Origin of the sequence: Mucilaginibacter sp. JRF (assembly GCF_015223065.1) — a bacterium.
Taxonomy (GTDB): domain Bacteria; phylum Bacteroidota; class Bacteroidia; order Sphingobacteriales; family Sphingobacteriaceae; genus Mucilaginibacter.
This window is the reverse complement of sequence record NZ_JADFBY010000008.1, coordinates 175,857-191,673: the sequence shown is the minus strand read 5'-3', so window position 1 is coordinate 191,673 and position 15,817 is coordinate 175,857. Positions and strand designations below refer to the sequence as shown.

15 protein-coding genes are annotated in these 15,817 nt (G+C 44.5%); 10 read left to right on the top strand and 5 right to left on the bottom strand.

Annotation, left to right across the window (positions count from 1 at the left end; all coding sequences use genetic code 11):
• Positions 1-54 precede the first annotated feature (54 nt).
• From recR to trpA, 6 genes are all read left to right on the top strand, one after another.
• A complete protein-coding gene (gene recR / locus IM792_RS17630; RefSeq protein ID WP_194103214.1) occupies positions 55-672 on the top strand; it encodes a recombination mediator RecR in 618 nt (205 codons plus the stop codon).
• Between the two features lie 2 nt (positions 673-674).
• Positions 675-1,511 (top strand): glycosyltransferase family 2 protein, encoded by an 837-nt coding sequence (locus IM792_RS17625; protein ID WP_194103213.1) that lies wholly within the window; start codon positions 675-677, stop codon positions 1,509-1,511.
• Between the two features lie 198 nt (positions 1,512-1,709).
• On the top strand, positions 1,710-2,699 hold the full coding sequence (trpD, locus tag IM792_RS17620) for an anthranilate phosphoribosyltransferase (protein WP_194103212.1): 990 nt from the start codon (positions 1,710-1,712) through the stop codon (positions 2,697-2,699).
• Positions 2,700-2,701: 2 nt separating this feature from the next.
• On the top strand, positions 2,702-3,322 hold the full coding sequence (locus IM792_RS17615) for a phosphoribosylanthranilate isomerase (RefSeq protein ID WP_194103211.1): 621 nt from the start codon (positions 2,702-2,704) through the stop codon (positions 3,320-3,322).
• Positions 3,323-3,326: 4 nt separating this feature from the next.
• Positions 3,327-4,508, top strand: coding sequence for a tryptophan synthase subunit beta (trpB, locus tag IM792_RS17610; protein WP_194103210.1), 1,182 nt, complete (start codon positions 3,327-3,329; stop codon positions 4,506-4,508).
• 71 nt (positions 4,509-4,579) lie between these two features.
• On the top strand, positions 4,580-5,356 hold the full coding sequence (gene trpA / locus IM792_RS17605; RefSeq protein ID WP_194103209.1) for a tryptophan synthase subunit alpha: 777 nt from the start codon (positions 4,580-4,582) through the stop codon (positions 5,354-5,356).
• On the opposite strand, the gene IM792_RS17600 is transcribed toward trpA, so the two are convergent.
• The 3 genes from IM792_RS17600 to sucC form a co-directional block, all read right to left on the bottom strand.
• Complete coding sequence (locus tag IM792_RS17600; protein ID WP_194103208.1) at positions 5,351-5,971, bottom strand: L-threonylcarbamoyladenylate synthase; 621 nt, start codon at positions 5,969-5,971, stop codon at positions 5,351-5,353. The two genes, trpA and IM792_RS17600, sit on opposite strands and share 6 nt — an antisense overlap.
• 99 nt (positions 5,972-6,070) lie before the next feature.
• Entirely contained in the window at positions 6,071-6,604 is a 534-nt protein-coding gene (locus IM792_RS17595; protein ID WP_194103207.1) for a YceI family protein, read from the bottom strand.
• Positions 6,605-6,809: 205 nt separating this feature from the next.
• Positions 6,810-8,003 carry an ADP-forming succinate--CoA ligase subunit beta gene (sucC, locus tag IM792_RS17590; RefSeq protein WP_194103206.1) on the bottom strand — a complete coding sequence of 398 codons (1,194 nt, stop codon included), beginning with the start codon at positions 8,001-8,003 and terminating at the stop codon, positions 6,810-6,812.
• 195 nt (positions 8,004-8,198) lie between these two features.
• On the opposite strand from sucC, the gene IM792_RS17585 reads away from it, so the two are divergent.
• From IM792_RS17585 to IM792_RS17570, 4 genes are read left to right on the top strand one after another with little or no spacing between them, the layout of a single operon-like run.
• Positions 8,199-8,849, top strand: a complete 651-nt coding sequence (locus IM792_RS17585; protein WP_194103205.1) for an ABC transporter ATP-binding protein — start codon at positions 8,199-8,201, stop codon at positions 8,847-8,849.
• 5 nt (positions 8,850-8,854) lie between these two features.
• On the top strand, positions 8,855-9,160 hold the full coding sequence (locus tag IM792_RS17580) for a hypothetical protein (RefSeq protein ID WP_194103204.1): 306 nt from the start codon (positions 8,855-8,857) through the stop codon (positions 9,158-9,160).
• Positions 9,150-9,758, top strand: coding sequence for an HAD family hydrolase (locus tag IM792_RS17575; protein ID WP_228085230.1), 609 nt, complete (start codon positions 9,150-9,152; stop codon positions 9,756-9,758). Before IM792_RS17580 ends, IM792_RS17575 begins: the two co-directional genes overlap by 11 nt.
• A gap of 42 nt (positions 9,759-9,800) precedes the next feature.
• Entirely contained in the window at positions 9,801-11,312 is a 1,512-nt protein-coding gene (locus IM792_RS17570) for a S41 family peptidase (RefSeq protein ID WP_194103203.1), read from the top strand.
• 61 nt (positions 11,313-11,373) lie between these two features.
• Here the strand turns inward: IM792_RS17570 and smc are convergent, their stop codons facing one another.
• Both smc and IM792_RS17560 read right to left on the bottom strand, forming a co-directional pair.
• Complete coding sequence (gene smc, locus IM792_RS17565; protein ID WP_194103202.1) at positions 11,374-14,913, bottom strand: chromosome segregation protein SMC; 3,540 nt, start codon at positions 14,911-14,913, stop codon at positions 11,374-11,376.
• Positions 14,914-15,029: 116 nt separating this feature from the next.
• On the bottom strand, positions 15,030-15,815 hold the full coding sequence (locus IM792_RS17560) for a PhzF family phenazine biosynthesis protein (RefSeq protein ID WP_194103201.1): 786 nt from the start codon (positions 15,813-15,815) through the stop codon (positions 15,030-15,032).
• Positions 15,816-15,817 lie beyond the last annotated feature (2 nt).

Sequence of the window (15,817 nt, the reverse complement as noted above, 5' to 3'; positions counted from 1 at the left end):
ATGCCTGATGCAGGGGCATTAAATAAGTAGAATTTAATTAGCTAATTTTGCAGGATGAATTTTTCTTCGAAATTGTTGGAGGATGCCGTTGCAGAATTTGCAAAGCTACCGGGTGTGGGGCAAAAAACCGCGCTGCGTTTGGTATTGCACCTGCTTAACCAGGATAAGCCAGAGGTAGAGAAATTCAGCCGTGCCATTAGCAAACTGCGTAACGAGATACAGTTTTGCCGTGTTTGCCACAATATATCTGATACCAATGTATGCGAGATATGCGCATCGCACAAGCGCGACAAAAGCCTGGTTTGCGTAGTTGAGGATACCCGAGATGTAATGGCCATTGAAAATACCAATCAATACAACGGCGTATACCATGTTTTAGGCGGACTGATATCGCCCATGGATGGCATCGGCCCGTCGGATCTGCAAGTTGATACCCTGGTTGAACGCCTGAGTACAGGCGAGGTAAAAGAGATCATTTTTGCCCTGAGCGCCACCATGGAGGGTGATACCACCATCTTCTATCTTAATAAACGTGTAAAACATTTTAATATAACTATCTCAACCATCGCCCGTGGCATAGCTTTTGGTGGTGAATTAGAGTATGTGGATGAAATAACGCTTGGCCGTTCCATAGCTACGCGCGTCCCTTACGAAAATTCATTAAGCAGGTAGTTATGAAGTTATCCGTTATCGTAGTTAACCACAACTTATGTATGTGGCTCAGGCAATGTATCAGTTCTTTAGAAGCTGCCAGTGATGGTGTTGACTGTGAGATGATTGTGGTTGACAATGCTTCGGCGGATAAATCGGTAGAAATGCTTCGCTCTAAATTTCCGGGCGTTCGTGTCATTGAAAATAATGTGAATGAAGGTATCGCTAAAGCATACAATCAGGCCATAAAAGTGTCGTCAGGTGAGTATGTTTTTCTGGTCAGTCCTGATACAATAGTGAGCAAAGACACACTTTTAAAGGTTGTTGATTTTATGGACAACCACACCGAAGCCGCTGGTACCAGCATACGTATGGTTACGCCGCAAGGGCATTTTATACGCTCATCAAAATACGGCCTAACCCGTAAATGGAACATGCTGATCAAGTGGGCAGGGCTTTCTCGCTATTTCTCAAAATCGCGCATAGCATCCATCAACCATACCGCGCCCGATGAATTTGAAACTGCCGAGGTTGATGTACTTAACCGTTCGGCCATGTTGCTGCGCCGGTCGGCATTAAATAAGGTAGGTTTGTTTGATGAACGTTTCGCCATGTTTGGCTATGATGTTGATCTGTCATTCCGTTTAAAGGTGGAGGGCTTGAAAAACTATTACTTCCACAAAACATACGTTATCAATTTCAACATTAAGCCCGTACCGAAGTATACCCTGGCATACTTTAAATATTACTACGGAGCCATGCTGGCATTCATATCAAAATATCTGTTTGAAGCACCAAAACTAACGCTGGGTACACCTGGCAAAGCACTTTACGCGCCCCGGTACGAGATGGAACAATAACAGTTATGCAGTTTAAGCAGATATTTCTCATAAAAATTGCATTTCAAAAAAATATTTACATATTTGTGCCACAATGAAAACGACGGCATTAAACAATAACTGGTGGTGGCTTAACGAGTAATCGTAGGGCAATTCCGTTTTTGTTTTTTTAATAATATTCAGGAGGGTTGCCACAAGGCGACCCTTTTTTATTGGCGTATGAAACAGATATTAAATCATTTATTTGAGCACAAGACGTTTACCCGCGAACAGTCTAAAGAAATACTGACTGATATTGCGCAGGGAAAGTACAACACATCGCAAATGGCGGCTTTTATGACGGCCTATTGTATGCGCAGCATTACCGTAAGCGAGTTAGAGGGCTTTCGTGATGCTATGCTGGAGCTTTGCCTGCCGGTTGATATTGAGCACGATACCCTGATAGACCTATGCGGCACCGGCGGCGATGGTAAGGATACCTTCAACATATCAACCTTGGCCTCGTTTGTTGTAGCAGGGGCGGGGTATAAGGTAGCCAAGCATGGCAACTATGGTGTATCGTCGGGCTGTGGTTCATCAAACGTGATGGAATATCTGGGCTATCAGTTCACCAATAATATGGATACGCTGAAACGCAATATTAATGATGCCAACATCTGTTTTCTGCATGCTCCGTTGTTTCACCCTGCCATGAAAACCGTTGCGCCTATCCGCCGCGAATTGGGAGTAAAAACATTCTTTAATATGCTGGGCCCGCTGGTTAATCCGGCGAAGCCTAAAAACCAGTTGGTAGGGGTGTTTAACCTGGAGTTAGCGAGGGTGTACGCTTACCTGTATCAGCAATCAAACGCTAATTACACCATTGTAAACGCGTTGGATGGATATGATGAGGTATCATTAACCGGCGATTTTAAAACATTCTCTGCCGATGGCGAAAAGATCAATAATATTGAAAGCCTCGGTTTTGAAAAACTGAATGCCACCGAAATAGCAGGAGGACACACCGTAGCCGAATCGGCGGGTATATTCAGCCGTGTATTAAATGGCGAGGGTACATCGGCGCAAAATAATGTGGTGCTGTGTAATGCGGCGCTGGCTATCCGTACCATCGAACCCGAAAAAAGCTTTGCCGATTGTTATTACGAAGCTGAGGAAGCTTTGGCAAGCAAGCAGGCGCTAAATAGTTTTAAACGCTTAATTGAAAACTAAACGTGAAAATTAAGGTTTGCGGTTTAAGGGAGCCCGATAATATAAAGGCAGTTGCTGCATTGAAGCCTGACTACGTGGGTTTTATATGCTACCATAAATCGCCGAGATATATTGATGCGCTTAAGTTTGAAACGTTAAATAGTGTACCTGATAACATTATTAAAACAGGTGTTTTTGTAAACGAAACCGTCGAGAATATCAATTTGTTGATCAATAAATATCACTTTGGTGCTATACAATTACATGGGAGCGAATCCCCGGAGTTTTGCGCTCAGTTTAAAGGCAAAGTGCAGGTAATAAAGGCTTTTGGTGTTGATGCTGATTTCGACTTTGATACGCTGAAACCTTATGAAGATGTGGTTGATGTATTTTTGTTCGATACCAAAACGGCTGCGCACGGCGGCTCTGGCAAAACGTTCGACTGGGAGGTGCTGAAAAAATATACATTGAATGTACCATTTTTTCTTTCAGGAGGTATCGGTTTAGAGAATCTGGAAGAAGTGAAAAAAGTACAACACCCGCAGTTAGCCGGGCTTGACCTGAACAGCAGGTTTGAACTATCGCCGGGAAATAAAGACATAAACAAGCTGAAACAGGCTTTTGAAATAATTAAGCAATTTTAAGCAGATGAAATACGGAGTTGATGAACATGGTTATTACGGCGATTTTGGCGGTGCCTACATTCCCGAAATGCTGTACCCCAATATTGAGGCCTTGCGCGCGCAATATCTAAAGGTGTTGAATGATGACGACTTTAAAGCCGAATTCGACCAATTGCTGAAAGATTATGTTGGCCGCCCTTCGCCGCTGTACCATGCCAAAAGATATTCAGAAAAGTATGGTGCCAACATCTTCTTCAAACGTGAGGATCTGAATCATACCGGCTCGCACAAAATAAACAATGCTATCGGGCAGATATTATTGGCAGAGCGCCTGGGTAAAAAACGCATCATAGCCGAAACTGGTGCCGGTCAACATGGTGTGGCTACGGCTACTGTATGTGCGCTAAAAGGCTTAGAGTGCGTGGTTTACATGGGCGAGATCGATATGGCGCGCCAGGCACCTAACGTTGCCCGTATGAAGATGCTGGGAGCAACGGTAGTGCCTGCAACATCGGGCAGCAAAACGCTTAAGGATGCCACCAACGAGGCCCTGCGTGACTGGATAGGCAACCCGGAAGACACGCACTACATCATCGGTTCGGCAGTGGGGCCGTACCCATACCCGGAAATGGTAGCCAAGTTTCAGTCGATCATATCATTTGAAGCCAAAAAGCAGTTGCTTGAACAAACCGGCAGCGAATTACCACAATATGTGCTGGCCTGTGTTGGCGGTGGCAGCAATGCCATAGGTATGTTCTATAATTTTCTGGATGATGAATCGGTAAAGCTGATAGCCGTTGAAGCTGCCGGCAAAGGCGTTGAAACAGGCCACTCCGCAGCTACTACTTCATTAGGCAAAGAGGGTGTATTGCATGGTACCCGAACCATATTAATGCAAACCGAGGATGGGCAGGTAGTTGAACCGTATTCCATTTCAGCAGGATTGGATTATCCGGGCATTGGCCCACAGCACGCGCATCTGTTTAAGGTTAACCGTGCCGAATACGTTAGCGCTACCGATGATGAAGCACTGAACGCCGGACTGTTGGCTTGTCAGTTAGAAGGCATTATCCCGGCTATTGAAAGCGCCCACGCTTTGGCTCATCTCGAAAAAATGGCATTTAAGCCCGGCGATAACGTAGTGATCTGCCTGTCAGGCCGTGGAGATAAAGACCTTGATACTTATATAAAGCACTTTGGATATTAATTAGTCCATAGTCCATGGTCCATAGTCAATAGTGGCTATGGACTATGGTCTATCGACCATCGACTAAACACATGAACCGTTTACAAAATCTTTTCGCGAATAAAAAAAGTAACCTGTTATCTATCTATTTCACGGCGGGTTACCCTGAATTGAACACTACGCTTGATATTGCCGAGGCATTGGAGCAGGCCGGTGCCGATTTTCTGGAGATCGGTTTCCCGTATTCTGACCCGGTGGCAGATGGGCCTACTATCCAGCAAAGTTCAGAAAAGGCGCTGGAGAACGGCATGACGCTGAATGTGTTGTTCGAGCAGTTACAGCAGTTGCGCGAAAGGGTAAATATCCCCGTATTGTTGATGGGCTACATTAACCCGATAGTACAATACGGTATTGAACGTTTCTGTAAAAAAGCCGCCGAAGTAGGAGTGGATGGTGTGATAGTGCCTGATTTGCCTATTTATGAGTACGAAAAGCTTTATGCCGATACTTTTAAGCAAAATAACCTGAGCAATATATTCCTGGTAACACCTAATACCAGTGAGGAGCGTATACGCAAGATAGATGGGTTAAGCAATAGTTTTATCTACCTATTGTCATCATCATCAATTACCGGCAGTACATTGAATGTATCAACTTCTATTGAGGATTACTACAAGCGTATAAAGGGCATGGAGCTGAATAACCCGACCATCATCGGCTTTGGTATATCAAACAATGCATCATATACCAAGGCCTGCGAGTACGCCAATGGTGCTATTGTGGGTAGCGCGTTTGTAAAGCATTTGGCTATGGATGATTATCTGAAAAATATCCCGGAATTTATCAATAACATTCGCCCGAGATCATAAATAAAGTTCAAGATCGCCTTTACCTTCGCGGAGCACTTCAAAATCTCCGGAGGTACAATCAACCACGGTAGAGGCGAGGTTGCCGCCATAACCGCCGTCAATCACCAGGTCAACCATGTCCTCGTATTTCTCATGGATCAGTTCCGGGTCTGTTGAATATTCCATGATCTCATCTTCATCCTTAATTGAGGTTGATAGGATTGGGTTCCCCAACATACGGACTATCTCGCGGGCTATGCTGTTATCAGGCACACGTATACCCACCGTTTTTTTGTTGGAGCTTAGCAGCTTGGGCACCGCGTGGCTGGCATTAAAAATAAAGGTGAACGGCCCCGGCAACGCCTTTTTTAACACCCTGAAGGTGGTGTTATCAATTGGCTTTATATAATCGGATATATGGCTCAGATCATAGCAGATGAAAGAAAAGTTAGCCTTCTCCGGCTTGATGTTACGCAGGCGGGCAATACGCTCAATAGCCTTATGGTTGGTAATATCGCAACCCAAACCATAAACCGTATCAGTGGGGTAAATAATGATGCCCCCTTTACGCAGCACCTGCACCACCTGTTCAATGGCCTTTTCGTTAGGGTTTTCGGGATATATTTTGATTAGCATGTATATAAAGCAAATATATGGCTAAAAAGGTTTTAAAAGCAAAAAAGGCCACCCGCTTACGCAAAGTGGCCCATAGTATGCCCCTCGAACTGGAAAAAATTATTTCTGTTTCGCGAACTGTACGTTGGCTATCAGTTTAATGTCTTCGCCAACAACAATTGAACCTGCTTCGGTTACGCCATCCCAGGTTAAGCCGAATTCTTTACGGTTAATTTTGCCGGTTACTTCAAAACCTGCTTTGGTGTTACCATAAAAGTCATCAGCCGAACCACCGAACTCTACATTCAGGGTTACCGGTTTAGTGATGCCTTTAACGGTCAGGTCGCCTTCGGCTACATAATCGTCATCACCTTTAGCTGTTAAGCTGGTTGATTTGAAAGTGATGGTAGGGAATTGCTCGGCATCAAAAAAGTCGGCGCTTTTAAGGTGACCATCGCGTTGCTCCTGGTTGGTGTCAATTGAGTTAACGTCTAATGAAAATTCAACAGTACCGTTAGCAATATCATCGCCTTCGGTTGTTAAGGTACCTTCAAAGTTTTTGAATGAACCTGTTACAGTTGAAATTACAAGGTGTTTAACTTTAAACTGCACTTCTGAGTGGGTAGGATCTAATGTCCAAACTGTAGTAGCCATGATTGTATGTGATTTAAATTTTTATTTCTTGTTGATTAACAGTACAAATATAAAAATAGATGTTTAAACATATAAATATTGTTTTCCTTCTGACAATCAAAAGACAATGTATGTTTAAACGTGCAATATGGCCACTTGTTTTAAATTTTTGTCAACAAAAAAGGGGACAAGTGTCCCCTTTAAATATTCATGTTTAATGAATTAATTATTTCGCTAAAACTTCTTTAACACGCTCAGCAGCTTCTTTCAGCAATATAGCCGAGAATACTTTTAAGCCGGAGTTATCGATCAGTTCTTTCGCTTCAGCAGCGTTGGTACCTTGTAAGCGTACAATAATAGGCACCGGTATGTTACCTATTTCCTGGTAAGCATCAATAACACCTTGTGCAACACGGTCGCAACGTACTATACCACCAAATATGTTGATCAGGATAGCTTTTACGTTAGGGTCTTGCAAAATGATGTTGAATGCGGCTTTAACAGTTTGCGCGTTAGCGGTACCACCCACATCAAGGAAGTTGGCAGGCTCGCCACCGGCAATTTTAATAATATCCATGGTAGCCATAGCTAAACCGGCACCGTTAACCATACAGCCTACGTTACCATCAAGCTTAACATAGTTTAGGTTTGATTTGCTGGCCTCAACCTCAGTAGGGTCTTCCTCGGTTACGTCGCGCAGGGCAGCGTAATCCGGGTGACGGTAAAGGGCGTTGTCGTCAAGGTTTACCTTAGCGTCAACAGCTAATATTTTATTGTCAGATGTTTTTAAAACCGGGTTGATCTCAAACATTGACGAATCGGTAGCTATATAAGCTTTGTATAAAGCGGTGATGAATTTGGTCATGTCCTTAAAGGCATCGCCTGAAAGGCCCAGGTTAAAGGCAATTTTACGAGCCTGAAAACCTTGTAAACCAACTTTAGGATCAATTTCTTCTTTAAATATTTTTTCAGGAGTGTGCTCAGCAACTTCTTCAATGTCCATACCACCTTCGGTTGAGTACATGATAATGTTGCGGCCTTTAGCGCGATCAAGCAATACGCTTACGTAAAACTCTTTGGTTTCGCTTTCGCCCGGATAATAAACGTCTTGGGCAATTAATACCTTGTTAACCTTTTTACCTTCGGGGCCTGTTTGTGGAGTAACCAATTGCATACCTATAATAGCGCCGGCTCTTTCCTTAACCTCGTCAAGATTTTTTGCCAGTTTAACGCCACCGCCTTTACCGCGACCGCCTGCATGAATTTGTGCTTTTACCACAACCCAGTCTGAGTTGTACTCATCCTTAAGCTTTTGTGCTGCCTCAACAGCCTGATCAACAGTGTCGGCAACAATGCCTTCCTGAACTCTTACACCAAAGCTTTTTAAGATGGCTTTACCCTGATATTCGTGAATGTTCATGTTCTTTTAGTATTTGCGGTAAATCTACACTTTTTTGCTTTAAATGGTAATTGGGTGCCACATTAAGTTGCTTTTGTTGAATTGGGGTGATAATTGTTGTTTGCACATCTGTTTATTTATGGCAGCTCAACATCATGTTGCACAACAATAGTTAATTGGTTAAAATTGATGAGCCAAACAATTACCTTTGCCCTTATGCTTACAGCGCGATCAATACATAAAAAATACGGCACGCTCGAAATTTTAAAGGGTGTGGATATTGAGGTAAACAAAGGTGAGATAGTTACCATACTCGGCGCTTCGGGCGCGGGGAAAAGTACACTGCTTAATATAGTAGGCACTTTAGACAGGCCCGACTCAGGCACCATCCACATCAACAATGTTGAGGTAAGTCGCTTGAGTAACAAACAGTTAAGCGCTTTTCGCAACCGCCATATTGGTTTTATATTTCAGTTTCACCATTTGTTAGCCGAGTTTTCGGCTTTGGAGAATGTGTGTATCCCGGCCTTTATTGCAGGTACCTCAAAGCATGATGCCGAAAAGCGCGCCACCGAATTGTTAGAGCGCCTGGGCCTTGCCGATAGGTTGCATCATAAACCCAGCCAGCTATCAGGCGGCGAGCAGCAGCGTGTGGCCGTGGCCAGGGCGCTGGTGAACAACCCGGCACTGATATTTGCCGATGAGCCATCGGGCAACCTCGATTCAACCAACGCACGCGAACTGCACGAGTTGTTTGTGAAGCTACGTAACGAGTTTAACCAAACCTTTGTTATTGTAACACATAACGAGGACCTGGCTGCACTGTCAGATCGTAAGGTGATCATGAAAGACGGGTTGATACAATAATATATATGCCTTACACTTTAATTACAGCCGCCACAGGGGCCAGGGCGCATCAGCTTAAGCAAGCGTTTGGTGATGATGTTTTGCTGGGCGATTACCGCGAACTCCCTGCTTTTATGATAAGCTCGGGCAAGATGGTGCAACTGCCAAACCCCGCTTCGGTAAGCTATGCCCACCAAATGCTTACCTTTTGTTTGGATAATGATGTAGCGGCGGTGTTCCCCTTAGAGGATACGGAAGCTGCATTGCTCAGCGAGGCCATCCAATTGTTTAACGAATTCAATATCACACTGCACTTGCCTGATGACCTATAACGACATCGACCCTAAAAAGAGCGCCTTTGTTTTTGAGCTGGATAATGTGCTTTATCCCGAAAAGGATTATATGTTCCAGGTGTATTACCTGTTCGCGGCCATGATAGAGTATACCGAGCTTTGGGATGCCAAGGCAATGGTTACCTTAATGACAGATACTTACCAGCAGCAAGGCCATGTCGCGGTGTTTGATACCCTTAAGCAAAAGTTTGGTGTTGATGAAAAGTATCGTGCTAATTTGGAGGAGATGCTGATCACTTCAAAGCTTCCGTTAAAATTATTGCTTTTTCAAAAGATGCTGGAGCTGTTGCAGCAAATAGTTGTTGACCGTAAAAGGATATTCATCGTTACTAACGGAAACCCGCAACAACAACTAAACAAGATAAAGCAAACCGAATGGAACGGCCTTGAACCATACCTTACCTGCTACTTTGCCGATGAGATAAACGCCAAACCAGAGCCCGACGCGCTCAACCAATTACTGGCCGACCATAACATAAGCAGGCGCGATGTGGTGATGATAGGGGCGATCGAAGCTGACGAAAGCTGCGCCCAGGCTGCCGGTGTTGATTTTATAAATTCAGCGACATTTATGTAACATATTTGCCGTTATAACGTTGATATACCTATATTTAGAAATATGAAAAGATACTTTTACACTGCTGCGCTCTCTTTGGCTGTGCTTGTTACTGCTTGTAAAAAGGAGAAAAATACCGATGATGATAACAATGATGATAACACCCCGCCAACCACAGGGTCGGTTATTGAAAAAATAAAGGACTCGGTTTTATTGTACGCCCAGGAGGATTACCTGTGGAACGATCAGCTGCCTAAATACAGTGATTTTAAGCCCCGCTCATTTAGCGGCTCAACCGATCTTGCTGCATTGCAAAACGAGGTTGACGCGCTTTCGCAATACGCCAAAAATTCATCAGGCCAGGTATATGAGTATAATCAATCAAGCCCCGGCACATCAAAGTATTCATTTATTGATGATGGCAGCACATCCGGAGAATTAGGTGGTCAGGCCAGCGGTGATTTTGGTATGGAGCCACGCTTTGGGGCTGATGGTGGATTATACATTAAATATGTATATGCCAATTCACCGGCCGGAACCAAAGGGATAAAAAGAGGATATAAGGTTACCAAGGTTAACAATCGTACCTCGCTAACCAGTTCTTCGTCAGACATCAACTTTATAGTGAATGCCTTTTACTACAGCGATAACATCAACCTCACATTGCAAAAGCCAGATGGTTCATCAGTTGATGTGGAGTTGGATGCCGCAAGCTATACCATTAACCCGGTGTTGGCTTATAAGGTGTTTGAAACAGGTGGCAAAAAAATTGGTTACATGGTATTCAATACGTTTACCTCAATGGCCAATGCGCAATCAAAAATTGATCAGGCTTTTACATTATTCACCAATCAGGGCGTTACCGATCTGATCGTCGATTTCCGTTACAATGGCGGCGGCTACGTAACAACATCTGAGTATTTAACTAACCTGATAGTACCGGCGGCTAAAAATGGTTCGGTAATGTACACTTACTATTTTAACCAAAGCTTACAGAATAACAATTTTGCCCTCATTAACAAAAGCGTATTTGGCGGTGAGCTTGAGGCGGGTTCATTTAAACCGGAAAATAATAGGGAGTTGTTTAGTAAGCAAGGTACTTTGAACATAAATAAGGTGGTATTTATTGTTACCGGAAGCACCGCATCAGCAAGTGAGCTCACCATTAATAATTTAATACCGCACATGGATGTTAAAATAGTTGGTGAAACAAGCTATGGCAAACCTGTTGGTTTCTTTGCCATCCCGATAAATAAATACGAGTTATATATTCCTGAATTTGAAACGCATAACTCTGCCGGTAACGCTAATTATTATGCAGGTATGACTCCGGGTTCAACAGCATTTCCGGGTGCTACCGCTACCGATGATGTTACCAAAGATTTTGGTGATGCTACCGAAACCTGTACTCAAAAAGCGATAAGCTATATCACCAATGGTAATTTTACATCTGTTGCCAGCCAGGATAAGCGTGTAAACGCTTTGAGCACATTCTCTGTTGATCAACTGCGCGATCTGGGTATCAAGTTAGAAAAGCCTCACTTTAAAGGTATGATAACCGATAAGCAGAAATAAGGAGAATAAAAGTATCTGATATTATACAAGCGGTTGCTGAAAGGCACCGCTTTTTTTGTTTTTAGTCCACCAATTCGCGCAGGTCTACCGGCACCACGCGCGATATGCCCTGCTCAACCATGGTGACACCATAAATAACATCGGTACTGGCAATAGTGCGTTTGTTGTGCGATACAATGATGAATTGCGATTCCTTAGAGAATGTACGGATGATGTTGTTGAACTTATCAATATTAGTATCATCCAGCGGAGCATCAACCTCATCAAAAATACAGAAGGGGGCAGGCTTTAACAGGTAAAGCGAGAACAGGATGGCCGTGGCAGTAAGCGTTTTTTCACCGCCTGATAGCTGGTTAATAGATAGGGGGCGCTTACCTTTGGGGCGTGCAATAATATCAATGTCTGATTCCAGCGGCTTATCCGGATCGGTCAATATCAGGTCGCATGAGTCCTGCTCATTAAACAGCGAACGGAATACCTTGATAAAATTCTCGCGCACCATAGTAAATGCCGACATGAATTTTTCTCGCGCCGTATCATCTATCTCCTGTATGGTAGCCAACAGCGATGCCTTAGCCTCAGCCAGATCCCGCTTTTGCGATTGAATGAACTCATAGCGCTCATTCATCTCATTATAAGCCTCAACAGCCATAGGGTTTATGGCGCCAAAATCGTCAAGCTGCTTCTTTAACTTATCGGTCTTTTCGCGCAGGTCAACCTCGTTTTCATCTTCGGGTATCGCGGTATCAAGCAGGTCCTCTATCTCCACATTAAACTCTACCGATAGGCGCTCCTTCAGGCTGTTCAATTCAATTTTGAGGTTGTTGCGTTTGTCGCGCAGTTCGTTCTCAATAAGCTCGGCATTATCCTTTTTACGGCGCAGGGTGGCTATCTCGTTTTCAGTTTCGGCTATCTTGCCGCGCCAGGCATAGTGTTCCTGTTCGGCTTGCTGGGTAGCCTTTTCAAGCAGCTCCTTTTGTTCGTACATCTCTAACAAATCGTCGTCCGAGTGGTCGGCCTGCTGCAAATTCTCGTGGATGGCAGCCTTTACCTTTTCCATCTCAGCACTGTTTTGCCTGATGCGGGTATCCAGGTTGTCCTGCTGCGATTCGCGATACTCAATATCCTTAAACAAACCCGAAACCTTATTTTGCTGCTGATGGAAGCGTATATTCTCCTGATTGTAAGCGTTAGAGCGTACAGTGGCCAATTCATTCAGTTCGGCAAAGTCTGCTTGCTTTTCAAGCATCTGCTCGTTCTGTATCTGCTTTTGGGTTTTAAGTTCTTCAAGTTCAGGCTTTAGCTTTAAGGTCTCCTGCGTAATGCTTTCAATCTTGCTGGCTATATCCTGCTTGCGGTTCAGGCTGTTCTCAATAAAGGCCTGGTATTGTTCCTGCCGTGTTTTTATGGTGATCAGTTCGGTATTCAGCTTGCTGAGTTCCTGTTGTTGCTGGCGTATTTCGTTGGCCTTACCGGCAGCCTTTAAAGCCACCAGCTTATCCTGCTGATTTTGCAGCTCGGTACGCCCGGAGTTTACCTGCGCGTCAATGGTCTTGATCTCTTTCAGCAGGTTCTCCAGGTTTTTAGCCCTGCCGATACGCTTACCCTCAAACAAACCTACCGAACCACCGGCCATGGTATATTTTGATTTATTGAACTTGCCACTCTTGCCCAACAATACCATATCGGCAGGCACGGCTGTGTTATTCAATTCCTTCTCGCTGTCGTCGTTTATCAGATAAACATTTTTGAGCAGATGGCTGCAAAGCGGTTGATAACGCTTCTCCACCTCAATTACAGCCAAAGCCGGTACGCGGTTATCAATGGTATTCGGCGTTGCAATTACTTCACCATCGTAATTGCTCAGTATAAAAAACTGCGCCCGCCCGCGCGAAGCGTTGCTTAACAGGTTAATGGCCTTAATAGCTTCGTCGTAATTCTCAACCACATAATGGTTCATCAGCGGCTCAAGGTAATTTTCAATAGCTACCCGGTATTCCTCCTTACAAAACAGCACATCGCTAAAAAGCGGTGCGTTTTTGGCCCAATCCGTATTTTTTTTAAGGAAACGGATAGACTCCGGGAAACCTTCAAGATTATCAACCAAACTTTTGGTCAGGTTGTACTCGTTCTGCTTGGCATCCAACCGGCGACCTTCGGCAGTAATGGTATCTTTTAGGGTAGATATATTGGCTTCGGTTTGGCCAATTTGTTCCTGCAACTTGTTCTCAAAATCAAGCGCGCCCTGATACTCGCTTTCCAGCGTTTCAACCCGGGTTTGCAGCTCGGCCACCGCCTGATTAAAGTGCGATAGTTCAGCCTCCTTATTACTGGTGTCCTCAATATTGCGCTGGCTTTCCTGTTCAAGCGCCTGCTGCTGTATGCTGAGTATCTCCAGATCTTTTTCGGCTTTGTAAACCTGATTTTGTAAACGGTTGTTGATGCTTGTCAGTTCATTCAGTTCATTACGGGCTTCAGTTTGTTGCTCGCGTAATTCATCAACGGCTTCTTTTAAATCAGCAACACGGCTTTGGATGGTTTGCAGGTTTTCATCCTCCTGCATCTTTTCTTCGGCCAGGCGTTTCAGGTTATATAAAACGTGATTAAGCTGACCGCGGTCACGCTCAAGCTCATCATTCAAGCGTGCTTCCTTATCCTGTTGAAATTTTAGCTGCTCGTTCTTTATCTTCTTTTCGCTCTCGTAAGCGCGTATCTTGCTTATAAATTCGTTAGTGGTTTTTTGTTGTACCGATAGGTTTTTTTCCTTGGTTATGCTATCCAGCTTTTGCTGCTGAACAATGGCTTCTAAACTATCAATCTGCGTAACAATGCCCGATTTATCTCCCCGGTGCTTTTGCTCCTCATCCTCAATTCGAGCTAATGATTCGCTGAACGAGGCAATGCGGAACGATGCCAGCGTTATGCTCAGCGCCTTGTACTGATCGCGCAAGCGGTAGTAACGTTCGGTTTTTTTAGCCTGATTTTCGAGGGTTTTCAGGTTTTTCTCTATCTCAAAAAGCAGGTCGTCAACACGGGCAAGGTCAGCCTCGGTATCACGTAGTTTATTGAATGTTTGCTTTTTGCGCAGCTTGTACTTTGATATGCCCGATGCTTCCTCAAACAAGTTACGGCGCGAGCCTTCTTTATTGGTGATGATCTCGTCTATCATCTTCAGCTCGATGATAGAGTAGGAGTCGGAGCCGATACCGGTATCCAGAAAAAGGTCTGTAATATCTTTCAATCGGCATTGAACATCGTTTAAACGATACTCACTGTCGCCTGTACGATAGAGTTTGCGGGTTAGCGTCACCTGCGAAAATTCGGTAGGCAGAATATTGCGGGTATTATCAAAGGTTAGTGAAACCTCGGCCAGGTTAGCGGCCTTACGGTTTTTGGTGCCGTTAAAGATGATGTTCTCCATCTTCTCCGACCGCAGGGCACGGGTACTTTGCTCACCTAATACCCAACGTATAGAATCTACCACGTTGGATTTTCCGCAGCCATTCGGGCCAACAATTCCGGTAACGCCATCATTAAAATTGATGGTGATCTTATCCCCGAAACTTTTAAAACCCTTAATTTCTAATCGTGTAAGCTGCATGCACCCTTTAGCTCCCTTGCGGGGATGATATAAAGGTGAAATATACTAAACATCCCCGTTTGTGGCAATAGGGATGTTTAGCGGCGTGTAAATATATATGCGGATAATGAGCAGGATTATAAATAAATCTCACCCTTCAAAAAAGTAACTGCCTTACCGGCCATCAATACGCGATCGCCATTCAGCTTGCACCAAAGCTCGCCTTTACGTGCTGATAGTTGATAGGCATGCAGATCGTTCTTGCCCAATTTATCAGCCCAGTAAGGTATCAGGTTACAATGTGCCGATCCGGTAACAGGGTCTTCATTAATGCTGGCAGCAGGTGCAAAAAAGCGCGAAACAAAGTCGGCCTCCATGCCCGGCGCGGTAATGATCACGCCAACGGTGGGTATTTTAGCGAGTTTTTCAAAATCGGGTGCGGCGGCACGTATATCCTGTTCGTCATCATAAACCAGCATATAATCTCGCGAGCGTAATACCTCAACAGGGGCTTTCATGCCGAGGGCTTCGATCAATCCTTCGGGCAGTTCAACCGGTTCAGCCGGGCGGGATGGGAAGTCCATACTGTATTTGTCGCCATCTTTGGTTACTATAAGTGTGCCAGCCTTAACCGTTTCAAAGTGTATGGTATCATCTGCATAGCCCAACTCGGTGAACAAAATATGCGCGGTGGCAAGCGTGGCATGCCCGCACAGGTCAATCTCATACTCGGGCGTAAACCAGCGTAGTTTATAACCCACATCGGTCTTTACAAAAAAAGCGGTTTCGGCAAGGTTATTCTCAATGGCTATCTTCTGCATCAGCTCGTCGGGCAGCCATTCATCAAGCGGAACAATAGCGGCAGGGTTGCCTCCAAATAGTTGATCGGTAAAGGCATCAACCTGGTAAATAGGTAGTTTCATTA

Excerpts from the sequence above, each read along its gene's own strand:
- recR (WP_194103214.1), top strand. The coding sequence starts at position 55 with ATGAATTTTTCTTCGAAATTGTTGGAGGATGCCGTTGCAGAATTTGCA.
- IM792_RS17625 (WP_194103213.1), top strand. The coding sequence starts at position 675 with ATGAAGTTATCCGTTATCGTAGTTAACCACAACTTATGTATGTGGCTC.
- trpD (WP_194103212.1), top strand. The coding sequence starts at position 1,710 with ATGAAACAGATATTAAATCATTTATTTGAGCACAAGACGTTTACCCGC.
- trpB (WP_194103210.1), top strand. The coding sequence starts at position 3,327 with ATGAAATACGGAGTTGATGAACATGGTTATTACGGCGATTTTGGCGGT.
- trpA (WP_194103209.1), top strand. The coding sequence starts at position 4,580 with ATGAACCGTTTACAAAATCTTTTCGCGAATAAAAAAAGTAACCTGTTA.
- IM792_RS17600 (WP_194103208.1), bottom strand. The coding sequence starts at position 5,971 with ATGCTAATCAAAATATATCCCGAAAACCCTAACGAAAAGGCCATTGAA.
- IM792_RS17595 (WP_194103207.1), bottom strand. The coding sequence starts at position 6,604 with ATGGCTACTACAGTTTGGACATTAGATCCTACCCACTCAGAAGTGCAG.
- sucC (WP_194103206.1), bottom strand. The coding sequence starts at position 8,003 with ATGAACATTCACGAATATCAGGGTAAAGCCATCTTAAAAAGCTTTGGT.
- IM792_RS17585 (WP_194103205.1), top strand. The coding sequence starts at position 8,199 with ATGCTTACAGCGCGATCAATACATAAAAAATACGGCACGCTCGAAATT.
- IM792_RS17580 (WP_194103204.1), top strand. The coding sequence starts at position 8,855 with ATGCCTTACACTTTAATTACAGCCGCCACAGGGGCCAGGGCGCATCAG.
- IM792_RS17575 (WP_228085230.1), top strand. The coding sequence starts at position 9,150 with ATGACCTATAACGACATCGACCCTAAAAAGAGCGCCTTTGTTTTTGAG.
- IM792_RS17570 (WP_194103203.1), top strand. The coding sequence starts at position 9,801 with ATGAAAAGATACTTTTACACTGCTGCGCTCTCTTTGGCTGTGCTTGTT.
- smc (WP_194103202.1), bottom strand. The coding sequence starts at position 14,913 with ATGCAGCTTACACGATTAGAAATTAAGGGTTTTAAAAGTTTCGGGGAT.
- IM792_RS17560 (WP_194103201.1), bottom strand. The coding sequence starts at position 15,815 with ATGAAACTACCTATTTACCAGGTTGATGCCTTTACCGATCAACTATTT.